The following is a 15028-nucleotide window of genomic DNA, read 5'->3' on the forward strand; positions in this document are numbered from 1 at the left end:
CCATCACCCATCCGCACGCGTTTTCCGAAACCAAACACGTCTTCGGCGCCCGGTGGCACGTGATCGTTCCGGATTCCGCCTTCAAGCGCTACTTCTACTACCGGAACCGCGGCTACATGATCCGCCGCCACTTCCGGGTCAAGTCCTTCGTCGCGGATGTGGGCGGTTACCTCGGTTATTTCCTGCGCCGCGGCGACTTCCGTGGTCTCGCCGACTGGTTCCGGGCGTTTTCCACCGGGCTCCGCGGCAAGGGCTTCGGTCCGCTGGAGGACCAGACCTTCTGACCGGTCCCCCGGCGGGCCTATGGCTTCCGGCGGAGCCGACGGCGCAGCAGGAGGCCCAGCAGGACCCAGGGCTCGACGAACACCCGGTACGCCACCCGCTGCGGGTGGAGCATGAGCCGCCAGGCCCACTCAAGCCCCAGACGCCCGATCCAGCGCGGCGCCAGTTTCTGGACGCCGGCAATCTGCTCGATGGCGCCTCCGACGGCGCAATAGACCGCCGGCGGGAGAGTGCCACGCCGGCGCGCCAGAACCTGCTCCTGCAGCGGCATGCCGAGGCCAAGGAGCACAAGCTGCGGACGGAACCCGGATAGCCATTCGACGGCGGCTTCTTCAACGTCGGCATTCCAGCCCTCGCCGGGCATGCCTTCGACGCTGGCTCCCGGAATGATCTGCCTCAGCTTGGCCACGGCGCCGGCGTTGGCCACGGCACCGGCACCGATCACGGCGATCCGTTCGAGGCCCGCAACGCCGCCCAAGGCGGGAATCCAGTCGGTCGATCCCAGCCGATAATCCATGACCGGTCCCGCGCCGCCGCCCTCTCCGCAGGCCTTGGCCCACAGCCACAGCACCGGCGCGCCGTCGATCAGCACCACGTCGCTGTTCTCATAGAACGAACGGAAGGCCGGATCGGAGTGCAGCAGCGTCACGCTGTGCAGGTTGTGCCCCACCACGAATTTGGTCCCGCCCTCGGCGATAAAGGCGCCGAGGACAGCAGTCAGCTCGGGAACCGTCAGGGGGGTCGCGTCAACGTCGAGGAAGGAGACAGGCTGGCGCTCCAGCGTCATGCGGATCCGGACCCTGCGCCCGGAACTGTATCTGACTCCGCGTCGGCAGGCTCGACGTCGGCAGGTGCGTCGGCGGGCTTAGCACCGGCAGGCCCCGCGTCGGCGGGGGCGGCGGCAGGCTCCGCCGCAGCAGGCTCGGCGTCGGCAGGCTTAGCACCGGCAGGCTCGACGTCGGGCTCCGAGTCGGCAGGCTCGACGTCGGCAGGTGCGGGAGCGTTGCCGTCGATGTCCACCAGTCCGGGAACCACGCCGCGCAGGCGTTCGAGGCTAATGGCTCCCTGCCGGACCACGCGCAACGGCAGGGCCGTCGCGTCGACGATGGTCGAGGCGAGGGCTTCGGCACCTTCGGCGGGCCGGGCTCCGCCCTCGAGGTAAACCTCCACGGATTCGGCCAGCTGCGCCTCGGCCTCCGCCGCAGTCCGGGCCGCGGCTTGTCCGGTGCGGTTCGCGGAGGACACGGCGAGGGGCCCGGTGAGTGTCAGCAGGTCCTGGGCGATCTCGTCGGCCGGGATCCGCAGGGCAACGGTGCCCCTGGTCTCGCCGAGATCCCAGTCCAGCGACGGCTGGGCGTGCAGGATCAGGGTCAGCCCGCCTGGCCAGAACGCCTCGGCCAGCCGCCGCGCCTCGGCCGGAACATCGGTGGCGAGCCCGTCGAGGGCGTTCAGCCTGGGGATCAGCACAGGCGGCGGCATCTTTCGGCTGCGGCCCTTGGACGCCAGCAGCATGGTCACGGCCAGGGGCGAAAAGGCATCGGCGGCAATGCCGTAAACGGTGTCGGTGGGGAAGACCACGCACTTGTTCTCGCGGATGGCCCGCTGGGCGTGTTCGAGTCCTGCGGCGCGCTGCTCAGCTGCCGTGCAATCGTAGCTAGTCGTCACTGGCCTATTCTTTCATCACTTGTCGCGTAGCTTTGAGCCGGGGCCGGCGAGTACTGCACTCGTGGCTCGGTCCTTGCCGTTGAGGTCCTGGTGCGTGGTCACCTCGGTGAAGCTCCCGCTGCGGTTCAGCATGGCGGCAATCCAGCCCGACTGGACCTCGGCGTGCTCCATCACGAAGTAGCCGCCGGGAACCAGCAGCCGGGCTGCGGAAGCGGCAGCCGCCGTCGGAAGTTCCATGCCGTCCGCTCCCCCGCCGTACAGTGCCTCCGGCGGATCATGGAGGGCCACTTCGGGTTCGTTCGGGATGGCTTCGGCGGGGATGTAGGGCGGGTTGGACACGACGACGTCGAAGGTGCCGTTGTGCTCCGGCAGCGCGTCACGGAGGTCGCCACGGATGAGGTGGACGCCGAGGTGAGCCAGGTTTTTCGCGGCCCAGGCGTGCGCGAATTCGCTGTACTCCACCGCATGGACTTCCGCGCCGGGAACCTCGTGCGCGATCGACCCGGCGATGGCGCCGGATCCGGTGCCCAGGTCCACGACCTTGGGGTGAGTCAGGCCCTGCCGCCGCTGCCGGTCGCTGAGCCAGTCAATCACCAGCTGCACCACTGATTCGGTTTCGGGCCGCGGAATGAAGACGCCGGGTCCGACGGCAAGCTGGAGGTAGCGGAAATGCGCCACGCCCGTAATGTGCTGCAGCGGGGTCCGCTGCGCGCGTTCGGCGACGAGGTCGGCGTAGCCGTCCGGGGCCGGCGAATCGCCGAGCATCAGCGCACGCAGCCGGCCGAGTCCGACGCCGAGCAGGTGCTCGGCCAGAAGCTCGGCGTCGACGCGCGGGGTGGGCACGCCGGCCGCGGCCAGGACCGCCGTCGCCTCCCGGACCGCCTCCGCGAGGCTCACACTGCCTGCTGTCATCACGGGGTCGACCGCACCTATTCCCCGATGGCGTCGAGCCTGGACTGCTCGTCCAGTTCGATGGCCGACTGGATGACCGGTTCCAGGTCTCCGTTCATGACCTGGTCCAGGTTGTAGGCCTTGTAGCCGGTGCGGTGGTCCGCGATCCGGTTTTCCGGGTAGTTGTAGGTGCGGATCCGCTCGGAACGGTCCATGGTGCGGATCTGCGACTTGCGCTGCGCAGAGTTCTCGGCGTCGATCAGTTCCTGCTGGTGCGCCAGGATGCGGGCGCGCAGCACGCGCATGCCGGCTTCGCGGTTCTGCAGCTGTGATTTCTCGTTCTGCATGGCCACCACGATGCCGGTCGGAAGGTGGGTGATGCGAACGGCCGAGTCGGTGGTGTTGACCGACTGCCCGCCGGGCCCGGAGGAGCGGTAGACGTCGATCTTGAGGTCGTTCTGGTTGATCTCGAGTTCTTCGGGCTCGTCCACTTCGGGCAGCACCAGCACTCCGGCGGCCGAGGTGTGGATGCGGCCCTGGGATTCCGTCACGGGGACGCGCTGCACGCGGTGCACGCCGCCTTCGAACTTCAGCCGCGCGTACACGCCCTCGGCAGGATCGTTCGAGTTGCCCTTGACGGCCATCTGGACGTCCTTGTAGCCGCCAAGGTCCGATTCGGTGGCGGAGATGATCTCCGTCTTCCAGCCCCGTGATTCCGCATACCGGCTGTACATCCGGAGCAGGTCCGCGGCGAACAGTGCGGCCTCGTCGCCGCCTTCGCCGCCCTTGACCTCGAGGATCACGTTGCGGGCATCGTCCGGGTCGCGCGGGATCAGGAGCCGGCGCAGCTTGGCCGCCGCCGTCTCCAGCTCAGCCTCCAGCTCGGGCACCTCCGCGGCAAACTCGGGGTCCTCGTCCGCCATTTCCTTGGCAGCCGCCAGATCATCGCGGATGCCCTCCCAGCGGTGGTACGCCTCCACAATGCCGTTCAGCTGGGCCGAACGCCGGCCCAGTTTCCGGGCGAGCCGCTGGTCAGCGTAAACGGCAGGATCCCCAAGCTGGGCCTGGATAGAGTCATGCTCATCCAACAGGCCCTGTACGGACTCAAACATTTCAAAACCTCTTTCGACTCTCTCAAGTCTAGTTACTGCAACGCGGGGTCACTTACCGCCCATCCCAAGGGCCCGGATGGGCCGGATGTGACCCCGCGTTGCTGTTGAAGCGGGGACCGGTTAACGCAACAACCGCCCGGGAAATTGGCGGCCCGGGAAGGGCCGCCAATTTTCGAGCGGTTACGCGACGCTACTTGTCGTTATCGGACTTCGCACCAAGCGTGGTCTTCTGTACCTGCATGAGGAACTCGACGTTGCTCTGGGTCTCCCGGATCTTGTTGGTCAGCAGCTCAAGGCTCTGCTGCGTTTCGAGTCCGGAGAGGACGCGGCGCAGCTTCCACATGATCTTGACTTCCTCGGGGGAAAGCAGGTTCTCTTCGCGGCGGGTGCCGGACGCGTTGACGTCCACGGCCGGGAAGATGCGCTTGTCAGCCAGCTGGCGGGACAGGCGCAGTTCCATGTTGCCGGTGCCCTTGAACTCTTCGAAGATGACTTCGTCCATCTTGGAGCCGGTCTCGACGAGCGCGGTTGCCAGGATGGTCAGCGAGCCACCGTTTTCGATGTTGCGGGCTGCACCGAAGAAACGCTTCGGCGGGTACAGCGCGGCGGAGTCCACGCCACCGGACAGGATGCGGCCGGAGGCCGGGGCTGCCAGGTTGTAGGCACGGCCCAGACGGGTCATGGAGTCCAGGAGCACCACAACGTCCATGCCCATTTCCACGAGGCGCTTGGCGCGCTCGATGGAAAGTTCGGCGACGGTGGTGTGGTCATCGGCCGGGCGGTCGAAGGTGGAGGCAATGACCTCACCCTTGACGGTGCGCTGCATGTCCGTGACTTCTTCGGGGCGTTCGTCAACAAGCACCATCATGAGGTGGACCTCAGGATTGTTGGTGGTGATGGCGTTGGCGATGGACTGCAGGATCAGCGTCTTGCCGGCCTTCGGCGGCGAAACGATGAGGCCACGCTGGCCCTTGCCGATCGGGGCCACGAGGTCGATGACGCGGGGGCCGATCTTCTTCGGGTCCGTCTCGAGGCGCAGGCGCTCGGAGGGGTACAGCGGGACGAGCTTCGCGAATTCGACGCGGTCCTTGAGTTCTTCCGGGGTCTTGCCGTTCACCGAGGTGACGCGGACCAGGGCGTTGAACTTCTGGCGGGCGGACTGCTGGCTGCGGTCCTCGCCTTCACGCGGTGCCCGGATGGCGCCGACGCAGGCATCGCCCTTGCGCAGGTTGTACTTCTTGACCTGGGCGAGGGAGACGTAGACGTCGTTCGGGCCCGGGAGGTAGCCCGAGGTGCGGATGAACGCGTAGTTCTCCAGCACGTCGAGGATACCGGCGACCGGCAGGAGGACATCGTCCTCGGTGACCTCGACGTCGTCGACGTCGGGTCCCTGCTGGCGTCCGCGGCGGCGGTCGTTGCGGTCGCGGAAGCGGTCGTTGCGCGAGTTGTCGCGGCTGTCCTGCTGGCCGCCCTGGCGGTCACCGCGGTCGTTGCGGTCACGACGGTTGCGGCGGTTCCGGCGGCTTCCGCCGTCGTTGTCGTCGCTATCGCGGGCACTGTCGCGGGTGTTTTCGCGGGTGCCGGCGGTTTCGTCGCGGCCGCCGCGGGTGCGGGCGGTGTCGCGGCGCTGGCCGTCTTCGCTGCCCTGCTCGCCCTGGCGCTGTTCGCGCTGTTCTGTGCGCTGTTCGCGCTGTTCAGTGCGCTGTTCGGCGCGGGTTTCGGTGCGCTGCTCAGCGGCAGGCTGTTCGGCCGGTGCCTCGCTCTGGCCGGCAGACTCGGCGGACTGCGCTGCGGCTTCGCCACGGCGGCGGTTGCGGGTGCGCGGCTGCCGCGTGCGGTCGCTGCTTTCCGTACCGGAAGCGGCGCCGGATTCCGAAGTCCCGGATTCAGTGGAAACCGCGGGGGCCTCCACCGGGGCCGCGGCGGGTGCCTCTGCGGCGGCCGTGGTGACCACCCCGTCGCTGCCTGCACGGCGGCTGCGGCCGCGGCGAGCACGGGGGCTTTCCTGTGCGGCGGTGTCACCGGCCTGTGCGGCGGCGTCGCCGGCTACAGGCGCGGCAGCCGCATGGGCCACGGCGCCGTTATCGCTCGCCTTCTCAGCAGCGCGGGCCGGAGCCTTGCTTACTGGCGTGCCTGCACGATGGGCGGAAATGGCCGTGACCAGATCGCCCTTGCGCATGCGGGACCCGCCGGAAATGCCCAGCTGGCTGGCGAGAGCCTGGAGTTGGGCGAGCTTGAGGCCTGCAAGGCCGCTGCTCTTGGCGGGTGCTGCCGATGATCCGGCAGCAGAAGTTGTATCCACAGCCGGAGACAGCTCAGTGGTTTCGGTCACGAAGGATCCTTCCCCCTCGACGGCGTCCAGGCTAAGAGCTGGACGCGGTGATTTGATCTGGGCTGCAGTTCAGATCTGCAGCCGTGATTTCGGCCTTGCCGGATGGAATTCGGCCAGCAGGGCCGGATACTGCTTCACCATGCACGATCCGAGAAATGAGGAACGGCGGGCTGACGTTTCAGGGGGCAGAGCAATTCTGCTGATTCCTGCGTCAGACCGAAAGCAGGTGGCACCGGAAAATATCGCGCAGTGAAAGATGAGAGAGGCTACGTGGCCAACATCGCGGTCTTACAACGGTTACTAATTTACCGCCTGCGTATTTACCGCCGGTGCACTTCCACTTTAGCACCTTCGACGTCCACGGCCAGCTTCATCACGCGCCAGCCCACTTCCGGCGTGTTGCCCGCGGTGTGGGCACTGATGAAGTCCACCACCTCGCGGGCTTCCGTTTCCCCGTTGGCCAGGACCAAGACGGTGGGCCCGGCGCCGGACACGACGGCGGCGTGACCGGCGCGCCGCAGCGCGGCAATCAGCTCGGCGCTGGGCCGCATGGCATCGGCACGGTAGCTCTGGTGCAGGTAGTCCTCAGTGCCGGGCAGCAGGAATTCCGGGTTTGTGGTCAGCGCATGGATCAGCAGCGCGGCGCGTCCGGAGTTCATCGCCGCGGCGTGGTGGCCCACCGAGGCCGGCAGCAGCGCCCGGGCAGCTTCGGTGGAGAGCTCGTAGTCCGGGACGGCGACGACGGGAATTACCGTGTCCGCCACGGTCGCGCACGTGCTGCTGTACTGGTCACTGTCCTGCCATGACAGCGCCAGTCCGCCGAAAATGGCGGGTGCGACGTTGTCCGGGTGGCCTTCCATTTCGCTCGTGAGCTGCAGGATCCAGTCCCGGCCGCGGCGCGACGCCTCCGGAACCAGGGCATTCGCGGCGCTGACCGCGGCCACCACGGCCGAGGCCGAGGAACCCAGGCCGCGTCCGTGAGGATTGACGTTGTCCGCCGTGATGCGGAGGCCCTCGTGCCGGAATCCCAGACGGTGCAGTGCCTCGGTGAGCGCCTTGACCACGAGGTGGGTCGCGTCGCGGGGCAGCGATTCGGCGCCCTCGCCGCTGAGCTCGAATTCAAGTTCGCCGCTGGCGAGGGTTTCCACGGTGAGCGTGTCATGCAGCGTCAGTGCCAGGCCGAGGCTGTCGTACCCAGGCCCCAGGTTGGCGCTGGTGGCCGGCACCCGCACGGTGACCAGCTGGCCGGCCGGAACGGCCGGGGAGCCGGCAGCTGATTCGGCCGGGACGGTGAGGGTGGTTTCCAACGTTATTTTTCTTCCAGTCCCAGTGCGGCGGCGACGGTGACGACGTCGTTGGAGACCTTGACCGGCTGCACGTCGCTGCCGTCCTCGGTACGCAGGGCCCACTGCGGGTCCTTCAGGCCGTGGCCGGTCACCGTGATCACGATCGTCTTGCCGGCCGGCACTTCCCCGGCGGCGTGCTTCTTGATCAGTCCCGCGACGCCGGCGGCGGAGCCGGGCTCCACGAAGACGCCTTCCCGGGCGGACAGCCAGCGGTGCGCGGACAGGATTTCCTCGTCCGTGACGGCCTCGATCACGCCGCCGGATTCGTCCCGGGCCGCCACGGCGGTGTCCCAGGAGGCCGGGTTGCCGATCCGGATCGCCGTGGCGATGGTGTCGGGTTCGGTGATGGGGTGGCCGGCGACGAACGGGGCCGCCCCGGCGGCCTGGAAGCCCCACATCACCGGGGTCTTCGTGGCGACGGCGGGCAGCGATCCGGCGGTGGGAGATTCAAACGCCGCCGCGTACTCCTTGTAGCCCTTCCAGTAGGCGCTGATGTTGCCGGCGTTTCCCACGGGAAGGACGTGGAAGTCCGGGGCGTCGCCGAGGGAGTCGACCACCTCGAAGGCACCGGTCTTCTGGCCCTCGATCCGGGCCGGGTTGACGGAGTTGACCAGGAACACCGGGTAGGACTCGCCGAGCTTGCGGGCGATGTCCAGGCAGTCGTCGAAGTTGCCGTCGACCTGCAGCAGCGTCGCTCCGTGAGCGATTGCCTGGCTGAGTTTGCCCATGGAGATCTTGCCCTCCGGGACGAGCACGGCGCACTGCAGCCCGGCCGCCGTCGCGTACGCCGCGGCCGACGCCGAGGTGTTGCCGGTGGACGCGCAGACCACGGCCTTGGCACCGGCGGCCACCGCTGCCGTCATGGCCATGGTCATGCCGCGGTCCTTGAAGGAACCGGTCGGGTTCATGCCTTCGACCTTGAGGTAGACAGTGCTGCCCGTGAGTTCGGAGAGGTGGCGGGCGTGCACCAGCGGGGTGCCTCCCTCGCCCAGGGTGATGACCTTAGTGGCTTCCGTGACAGGAAGACGATCAGCGTATTCGCGGATGACACCGCGCCATTGGTGAGCCACTTAGACCCCTTCTACCCGGAGTACGGATGTGACGGAATTGATGACGTCCAGGCCTTTGACGGCCTCGACGGTTGCTGCAAGTGCGGATTCGCGGGCACGGTGTGTCACGATCCGCAGCTCGGCCGACTCCACGTTGGAGTCGGCGTCGCGGTGAATGGTCTGGCGCATGATCTCGATGGACACGCCGTGCTCCGCGAAGAGCTGGGCGATCCGGGCAAGGACGCCGGGCTGGTCCGCGACGTCGAGTCCGATGTAGTAGCTTGTGACGGCTGCGGCGATGGGTAGCGCGGGCACGTGCCCGGTGGTGGTTTCGGTCCGGCCGGGGCCGCCGAGGACAATCCGGCGGGCCGCGGAGACGAGGTCGCCCAGCACGGCGGAAGCCGTCGGGGTTCCGCCGGCACCCTGGCCGTAGAACATGAGTTCGCCGGCGTTCTCGGCTTCGATGAAGACGGCGTTGAACGCACCGCGGACGGCGGCGAGGGGGTGTTCGCGGGGCAGCAGCGTGGGATGCACGCGGACGGAGACGCCGGTCTTGCCGTCCTCGTCCGTCAGCTTCTCCGCGATCGCCAGCAGCTTGATGACGAAGCCTGCCTCCTTCGCGGCGGCGATATCGGCCGCGCTGACCGCCGTGATGCCCTCGCAGGAGACGTCTTCCAGGGCGAACCGGGTGTGGAAGGACAGTGAGGCAAGGATCGCGGCCTTGGCGGCGGCGTCGTAGCCCTCGACGTCGGCCGTGGGATCGGCTTCGGCGTAGCCCAGGCGCTGCGCCTCGGCCAGCGCGTCCGCGAACTGCGCGCCCGTGGAGTCCATCTGGTCAAGGATGAAGTTGGTTGTTCCGTTGACGATCCCGAGCACCCGGGTGATCCGGTCGCCGGAGAGGCTGTCGCGGATGGGCCGCAGGATGGGGATCGCGCCGGCGACGGCGGCCTCGTAGGACAGCTGTACACCGGCCTTGTCCGCTTCCTCGTACAGTGTGGGGCCGTCCTGGGCCAGGAGCGCCTTGTTGCCGGTGACAACGCAGGCCCCGTTGCGCATGGCGGTGAGGATCAGGGTGCGTGCCGGCTCTATGCCGCCCATGAGCTCGATGACGAGGTCCGCGTCCTTGACCAGGGTTTCGGCGTCCGTCGTGAACAGCTCCTGCGGCAACTCGACGTCGCGTTCGGCTTCGAGGTTGCGCACCGCGATGCCGGCCAGTTCGAGGCGGGCGCCGGTCCGGGAGGCGAGGGCGCCGGCGTCGTCAATGAGAATCCGCGCAACCTGAGCCCCGACGTTGCCACAGCCCAGCAGGGCCACTTTCAGGGTTCGCAATTCGGTCATTCAGACTCCCATGTCGCGGTTGAGCAGATCTTCTTCGGTTTCCCCGCGGACAATGAGCCGGGCAGATCCGTCGCGGACAGCGACGACGCCCGGCCGGGCCAGATAGTTGTAGTTGCTTGACAGGGCCCAGCAGTAGGCGCCGGTCCCCGGTACAGCAAGCAGATCACCGGCTGCCACGTCCTTGGGCAGATATACATCTCTAACAACTATGTCGCCGCTCTCGCAATGTTTGCCCACTACTCGGGACAGCTGCGGGGCGGCGTCCGAGGCCCGCGAGGCGAGAATTGCCGAATAATCCGCGTCGTACAGCACCGGCCGGGGGTTATCGCTCATCCCGCCGTCCACCGACACATACCGGCGGGGGTGCGTAACGTCGCCGCCGGCGCCCGGGGAATCCACCCGGACGGTCTTGAGCGTGCCGACCTCGTACAGCGTGAATGTGGTGCTTCCGACGATCGCGCGGCCCGGCTCGATCGAGATCCGGGGGGCGGAAATACCCAGCGCGGCGCACTTGGAACGGACGACGGCGGCCATCGCCTGCGCGATCTCGGCGGCCGGGCGCGGGGTGTCAACGGGGGTGTAGGCGATGCCGTAGCCGCCACCCAGATCGAGCTCGGGCAGCACGATGGAGTACTTTGTCTGCATCGCCGCCAGGAAATCCAGCAGCTTTTCCGCGGCGAGGGCGAAGCCGTCGGGCTCGAAAATCTGGGAGCCGATGTGGCAGTGCAGGCCCAGCAGATCGATACTCCCGTGCCGGACCGCCGCGGCCACAGCTTCCTCGGCCGCGGAAAGCCCGGCCTTCTCGGTGGAGTCCCCGGCCATGGAGAGGCCGAACTTCTGGTCCTCATGGGCGGTGGCGATGAATTCGTGGGTGTGGGCGTGTACGCCGGGGGTCAGCCGGAGCATGACCTTGGCGGTGTCCCCCCGGTTGGCGGCGATCGCCGCGACGCGGTCGAGTTCGTCGAGGCTGTCCACCACGATCCGGCCCAGTTGCATGTCGAGCGCCCGGTGGATTTCGCCGTCGGACTTGTTGTTGCCGTGCAGGGCGACGTCGGCGCCGGGGATGCCGGCGCGGGCGGCAACGGCGAGTTCGCCGCCGGACGCGGTGTCCAGGCGCAGCCCCTCTTCCTCAACCCAGCGGACCACCGACGTGCACAGGAAGGACTTGCCGGCGTAGTAGACGTCCACTCCCCCGCAGATGTCGGCGAAGGCGTCGTTGAACGCGTCACTGAAGGCCCGGGCCCGGGCCCGGAAGTCGGTTTCACTCAGCACGAACAGCGGGGTGCCGTACTGGCGCTGCAGCTCGCTCACCGTCAGCCCCTCGATGGTGAGTTCGCCGTCGCTATTGCGTTCAACGCCGGCAGCCCACAGCGGCTCGTGGAGGGCGTTGAGATCGGCGGGGACCTCAAGCCAGCCGGGCGCGAGGGGCGAGCCCGCGGTGCTGGACTGTCCTGATTTTGATGTCATGGCGGTTACATCCGTTCCGGCGCCGAGACGCCCAGCAGTTCCAGTCCGTTGGCCAGCACCTGGCTGGTGGCGTCGTTGAGCCACAGCCTGGTTCGGTTGGTGTCGGTGATGGGGTCCTCGCCCTGGGGCGCCACCCGGCAGGCGTCGTACCAGCGATGGTAGGCGCCGGCAATGACTTCGAGGTGGCGGGCCACGCGGTGCGGCTCGCGCAGCTCGGCGGCCTTGGCCACGACCGAGGGGTAGCTGCCCAGATATGAGAGCAGTTCGTTTTCGGTGGCATGGTCCAGCAGGGCCGCGTCGAAGCTGTCCTTGCCGTCCACACTGCGTTCCACGCCCGCGGCGACGGCGTTGCGGGCGGCGCCGCGGGAGCGCGCGTGGGCGTACTGGACGTAGAACACCGGGTTTTCGTTGCTGTGCTTCTTCAGCAGCTCCGGGTCCAGGGTCAGCGGCGAATCGGCCGGGAACCGCGCCAGCGAGTAGCGGACGGCGTCCTTGCCGAGCCAGGAGATGAGGTCCTTGAGCTCAATGATGTTGCCGGCGCGCTTGGACAGCTTGGCGCCGTTGACGGAGACGAGCTGGCCGATCAGGACCTCGATGTTGACCTCGGGATCGTCGCCGGCGGCGGCGGCGATGGCCTTGAGCCGGTTGATGTAGCCGTGGTGGTCGGCGCCGAGGAGGTAGATCTTCTCGGTGTAGCCGCGGTCCTTCTTGGACAGGTAATACGCCGCGTCGGCGGCGAAGTACGTCGGCTCGCCGTTCGCACGGACCATCACGCGGTCCTTGTCGTCGCCGAAGTCGGTGGTGCGCAGCCAGACGGCGCCGCCGTCGTCGAACACGTGGCCCTGTTCGCGCAGACGGGCGACGGCGTCTTCGATCGCGCCGGCGTCGTGGAGCTCCTGTTCGGAGAAGAAGACATCAAAGTCGACGCCGAACCCGGCCAGGGTCTGCTTGATGTCGTGCATCTGCGCTTTGTAGGCGGCGCCCCGGATCACCGGCAGGGCCGCGACTTCGGTCAGTTCCCGGATACCGGGGTGCTCGGTGAGCACATCATGGCCCAGATCGGCGATGTACTGGCCGGGGTAGCCGCCCTCGGGCACGTCCCGGCCGTGCAGCCTGGCGTATACGGAGTTCGCGAACACATTCATCTGGGATCCGGCGTCGTTGATGTAGTACTCGGCCGTCACGTCGGCGCCGGAGGCGCGGAGGATGCGGGCGATTGCGTCGCCGAGCGCGGCCCACCGGGTGTGGCCGATGTGCAGCGGGCCGGTGGGGTTGGCAGAGACGAACTCCATGTTGACTACGTGCCCGGCCAGCGCGGTGTTGGTGCCGTAATCCGCACCTGCCTCGACGATGGCCTTGGCGAGCGTCCCCGCAGCCGCGGCGTCCACTGTGATGTTCAGGAAGCCGGGGCCGGCGATGTCCACCGCGGACACGCCGTCGATCAGTTTCAGCCGGGCGCTGAGGACGGATGCGAACTCCCGCGGGTTGGTCCCGGCCGCCTTGGCCAGCTGGAGGGCGACGTTGGTGGCCCAGTCCCCGTGGTCCCTGTTCTTCGGGCGCTCCACGCGCACCTCGTCCGGGATCTCGGCCGCGGAAAGGGCGATGTCGCCGGCCGCGACGGCGTCCTTCAGGCAGGCGGATATGGCAAGGGAGAGTTCTTCTGGGGTCACTCTTCTAGCCTACCGGTGGGCCCGTGGTGTGGCGGAATCTGGGGCCGGGCGTGACTTTTGGGGGCCGCGGGACACGCCCCCGCGCGGCGCTGAACGCCACGAAATGAGGACCGATTTTCCGTTGGAGGCCACCTTCCTGCTAAGCTCTAGGACGTCCCGCCGGAAACGGCAGGATCCCCGGATGCCCTCGTAGCTCAGGGGATAGAGCGTCTGCCTCCGGAGCAGAAGGTCGTTGGTTCGATTCCAATCGAGGGCACAAGCGGAACCCCGCCACTTCAAGGAAGTGGCGGGGTTTTTTGCGTCTAATCCCGGCGAAAGAACGCGGAAATCCAGTGGCTTTCCGCCTGCCAATTGTCGGTGCCCGCTCTTAGGCTGTGTTCATCGGTGGCGGGCTACCCTGCACGCCCCGACGCATGAAGGGGGTCTCACATGTTCTTTCCACACCGCTTCTTTCCAGACCGCTTTTTTCCACACTGCTCCATTGTTCCGCCCTACTTGCTCCGCCGGCTGGCTGCCCAGGATGAGCTCTCCGGAGCGGCCGAAGCCGCCCGCAACGCCCTCCTCCACGTCCCGGCCTTCCATGCAGCCCGGGCGGAGCTGTCCCTGCTGGCGCCCCCCGGAGTGCGGGGGGCCACGCCCGCGCCGCCGGAGCGCACCATTTACGATGCCCGGTCCCTGGAAAAACTGCCCGGCAGCCCGGTCCGCAAGGAGGGCAAGCCACCCACCGGGGATCCGGCCACGGACGAGGCGTATGACGGGCTTGGGCACACTCACAGGCTCTACGCCGACGCCTTTGGCCGTGACTCCATTGATGGACGCGGGCTGCCCCTCGAGGCCTCGGTCCATTACAGCAAACGCTATGACAACGCGTTCTGGGACGGCCGGCAGATGGTGTTCGGCGACGGCGACGGCGAGGTCTTCGGCCGGTTCACGAAATCGCTGAGCGTCATCGGCCACGAGCTCGCCCACGGTGTCACGCAGTACTCGGGCGGCCTCAACTACCGCAACCAGGCCGGGGCCCTCAACGAATCCTTGTCCGATGTCTTCGGCGCCCTCGTGGAACAGTATGCGAAGCAGCAGTCCACTGCGGAGGCGAGCTGGCTGATCGGCGAGGGACTTTTCACGGACCAGGTGCAGGGCACCGCCCTGCGGTCCATGAAGGCACCGGGTACCGCGTACGACGACGACGTCCTGGGCAAGGATCCCCAGCCGGACTCGATGGATTCGTACGTGCGCACGAGCGCGGACAACGGCGGTGTGCACATCAACTCGGGCATTCCCAACCGCGCTTTCTGCCTGGTGGCAACGGCCCTCGGCGGCAACGCCTGGGAGGCCCCGGCACAGATCTGGTACCAGACCCTGACCGGCGGCACGCTCTCGCCGAACACCACGTTCGGTGCCTTTGCCCGGGCCACTGCGGCTTCCGCCAAGGAGCTCTTTGGTGCCGGTTCCGCGGCACATGACGCCGTCCGGTCCGCGTGGGAAACTGTAAAGGTCAAGGTGTAACCGAACGAGGCCCTGAAGATCGCAGGCTCATGAAAATCACAGTCCAGCGAAGCGGCGGCGTGGCCGGAATGCAACGGACGTGGACCGTCCGGCCCGAGCCGCCCGAGGACACCGACCGGTGGCAACCGCTGATCGAGGCATGCCCCTGGGATTCCGTCCCGGGGGCCGGCGGCTCACCCGGCCAGCCGGACCGCTTCATGTACAGCATCCGGGCAGACCAACGCCGCGCGGTCCTGCCCGAGCGTGACCTGACTGGTCCGTGGCGCGATTTGGTCGAATGCGCCCGGGCCGCGGCAGAGCAGGCAGCGGCACAGGACCCGGACTAGCGAAGGTCCAGGGCTGGCGCCGGGCTAGCCATGGCCAGCTCTGT

Annotated in this window: 12 protein-coding genes, 1 tRNA gene and 1 pseudogene; 4 read left to right on the forward strand and 10 right to left on the reverse strand. The window is 67.8% G+C overall.

What is annotated here, in order from left to right:
* A pseudogene (locus tag C8D78_RS04370) lies at positions 1-284 on the forward strand (glycosyl transferase); the annotation flags it as partial.
* A 17-nt stretch (positions 285-301) separates the two neighbouring features.
* Here C8D78_RS04370 and C8D78_RS04375 read toward each other — a convergent pair.
* The 10 genes from C8D78_RS04375 to argS form a co-directional block, all read right to left on the reverse strand.
* Positions 302-1069: a WecB/TagA/CpsF family glycosyltransferase gene (locus C8D78_RS04375; protein WP_120950706.1), complete on the reverse strand. Its 768-nt coding sequence runs from the start codon at positions 1067-1069 to the stop codon at positions 302-304.
* A complete protein-coding gene (locus C8D78_RS04380; protein WP_120950707.1) occupies positions 1066-1947 on the reverse strand; it encodes an L-threonylcarbamoyladenylate synthase in 882 nt (293 codons plus the stop codon). Before C8D78_RS04380 ends, C8D78_RS04375 begins: the two co-directional genes overlap by 4 nt.
* Before the next feature lie 15 nt (positions 1948-1962).
* The gene (gene prmC / locus C8D78_RS04385; RefSeq protein WP_120950708.1) at positions 1963-2859 is read right to left on the reverse strand and encodes a peptide chain release factor N(5)-glutamine methyltransferase; all 897 of its coding nucleotides are present in this window, start codon (positions 2857-2859) and stop codon (positions 1963-1965) included.
* A gap of 17 nt (positions 2860-2876) precedes the next feature.
* Positions 2877-3950 carry a peptide chain release factor 1 gene (prfA, locus tag C8D78_RS04390; protein ID WP_120950709.1) on the reverse strand — a complete coding sequence of 358 codons (1074 nt, stop codon included), beginning with the start codon at positions 3948-3950 and terminating at the stop codon, positions 2877-2879.
* A gap of 190 nt (positions 3951-4140) precedes the next feature.
* A complete protein-coding gene (gene rho / locus C8D78_RS04395; protein WP_120950710.1) occupies positions 4141-6282 on the reverse strand; it encodes a transcription termination factor Rho in 2142 nt (713 codons plus the stop codon).
* A gap of 320 nt (positions 6283-6602) precedes the next feature.
* A complete protein-coding gene (thrB, locus tag C8D78_RS04400) occupies positions 6603-7589 on the reverse strand; it encodes a homoserine kinase (RefSeq protein ID WP_120950711.1) in 987 nt (328 codons plus the stop codon).
* A 2-nt stretch (positions 7590-7591) separates the two neighbouring features.
* Entirely contained in the window at positions 7592-8698 is a 1107-nt protein-coding gene (gene thrC, locus C8D78_RS04405) for a threonine synthase (RefSeq protein ID WP_120950712.1), read from the reverse strand.
* Positions 8699-10015: a homoserine dehydrogenase gene (locus C8D78_RS04410; RefSeq protein ID WP_120950713.1), complete on the reverse strand. Its 1317-nt coding sequence runs from the start codon at positions 10013-10015 to the stop codon at positions 8699-8701.
* Entirely contained in the window at positions 10016-11482 is a 1467-nt protein-coding gene (gene lysA / locus C8D78_RS04415; protein WP_120950714.1) for a diaminopimelate decarboxylase, read from the reverse strand.
* A gap of 5 nt (positions 11483-11487) precedes the next feature.
* Complete coding sequence (gene argS / locus C8D78_RS04420) at positions 11488-13152, reverse strand: arginine--tRNA ligase (protein WP_120950715.1); 1665 nt, start codon at positions 13150-13152, stop codon at positions 11488-11490.
* Positions 13153-13335: 183 nt separating this feature from the next.
* On the opposite strand from argS, the gene C8D78_RS04425 reads away from it, so the two are divergent.
* From C8D78_RS04425 to C8D78_RS04435, 3 genes are all read left to right on the forward strand, one after another.
* A tRNA-Arg gene (locus tag C8D78_RS04425) sits at positions 13336-13408 on the forward strand.
* A gap of 173 nt (positions 13409-13581) precedes the next feature.
* Positions 13582-14658, forward strand: a complete 1077-nt coding sequence (locus tag C8D78_RS04430) for a M4 family metallopeptidase (RefSeq protein ID WP_120950716.1) — start codon at positions 13582-13584, stop codon at positions 14656-14658.
* 29 nt (positions 14659-14687) lie between these two features.
* Positions 14688-14984, forward strand: a complete 297-nt coding sequence (locus tag C8D78_RS04435) for a protealysin inhibitor emfourin (RefSeq protein ID WP_120950717.1) — start codon at positions 14688-14690, stop codon at positions 14982-14984.
* Positions 14985-15028 lie beyond the last annotated feature (44 nt).

It is taken from the genome of Arthrobacter oryzae (genome assembly GCF_003634095.1).
Taxonomy (GTDB): Bacteria; Actinomycetota; Actinomycetes; order Actinomycetales; family Micrococcaceae; genus Arthrobacter; species Arthrobacter oryzae.

Bases quoted from the DNA above. Each gene is read 5' to 3' on its own strand.
- prfA (WP_120950709.1), bottom strand. From the start codon at position 3,950: ATGTTTGAGTCCGTACAGGGCCTGTTGGATGAGCATGACTCTATCCAG.
- C8D78_RS04435 (WP_120950717.1), top strand. From the start codon at position 14,688: ATGAAAATCACAGTCCAGCGAAGCGGCGGCGTGGCCGGAATGCAACGG.
- prmC (WP_120950708.1), bottom strand. From the start codon at position 2,859: ATGACAGCAGGCAGTGTGAGCCTCGCGGAGGCGGTCCGGGAGGCGACG.
- C8D78_RS04375 (WP_120950706.1), bottom strand. From the start codon at position 1,069: ATGACGCTGGAGCGCCAGCCTGTCTCCTTCCTCGACGTTGACGCGACC.
- C8D78_RS04410 (WP_120950713.1), bottom strand. From the start codon at position 10,015: ATGACCGAATTGCGAACCCTGAAAGTGGCCCTGCTGGGCTGTGGCAAC.
- lysA (WP_120950714.1), bottom strand. From the start codon at position 11,482: ATGACATCAAAATCAGGACAGTCCAGCACCGCGGGCTCGCCCCTCGCG.
- C8D78_RS04430 (WP_120950716.1), top strand. From the start codon at position 13,582: ATGTTCTTTCCACACCGCTTCTTTCCAGACCGCTTTTTTCCACACTGC.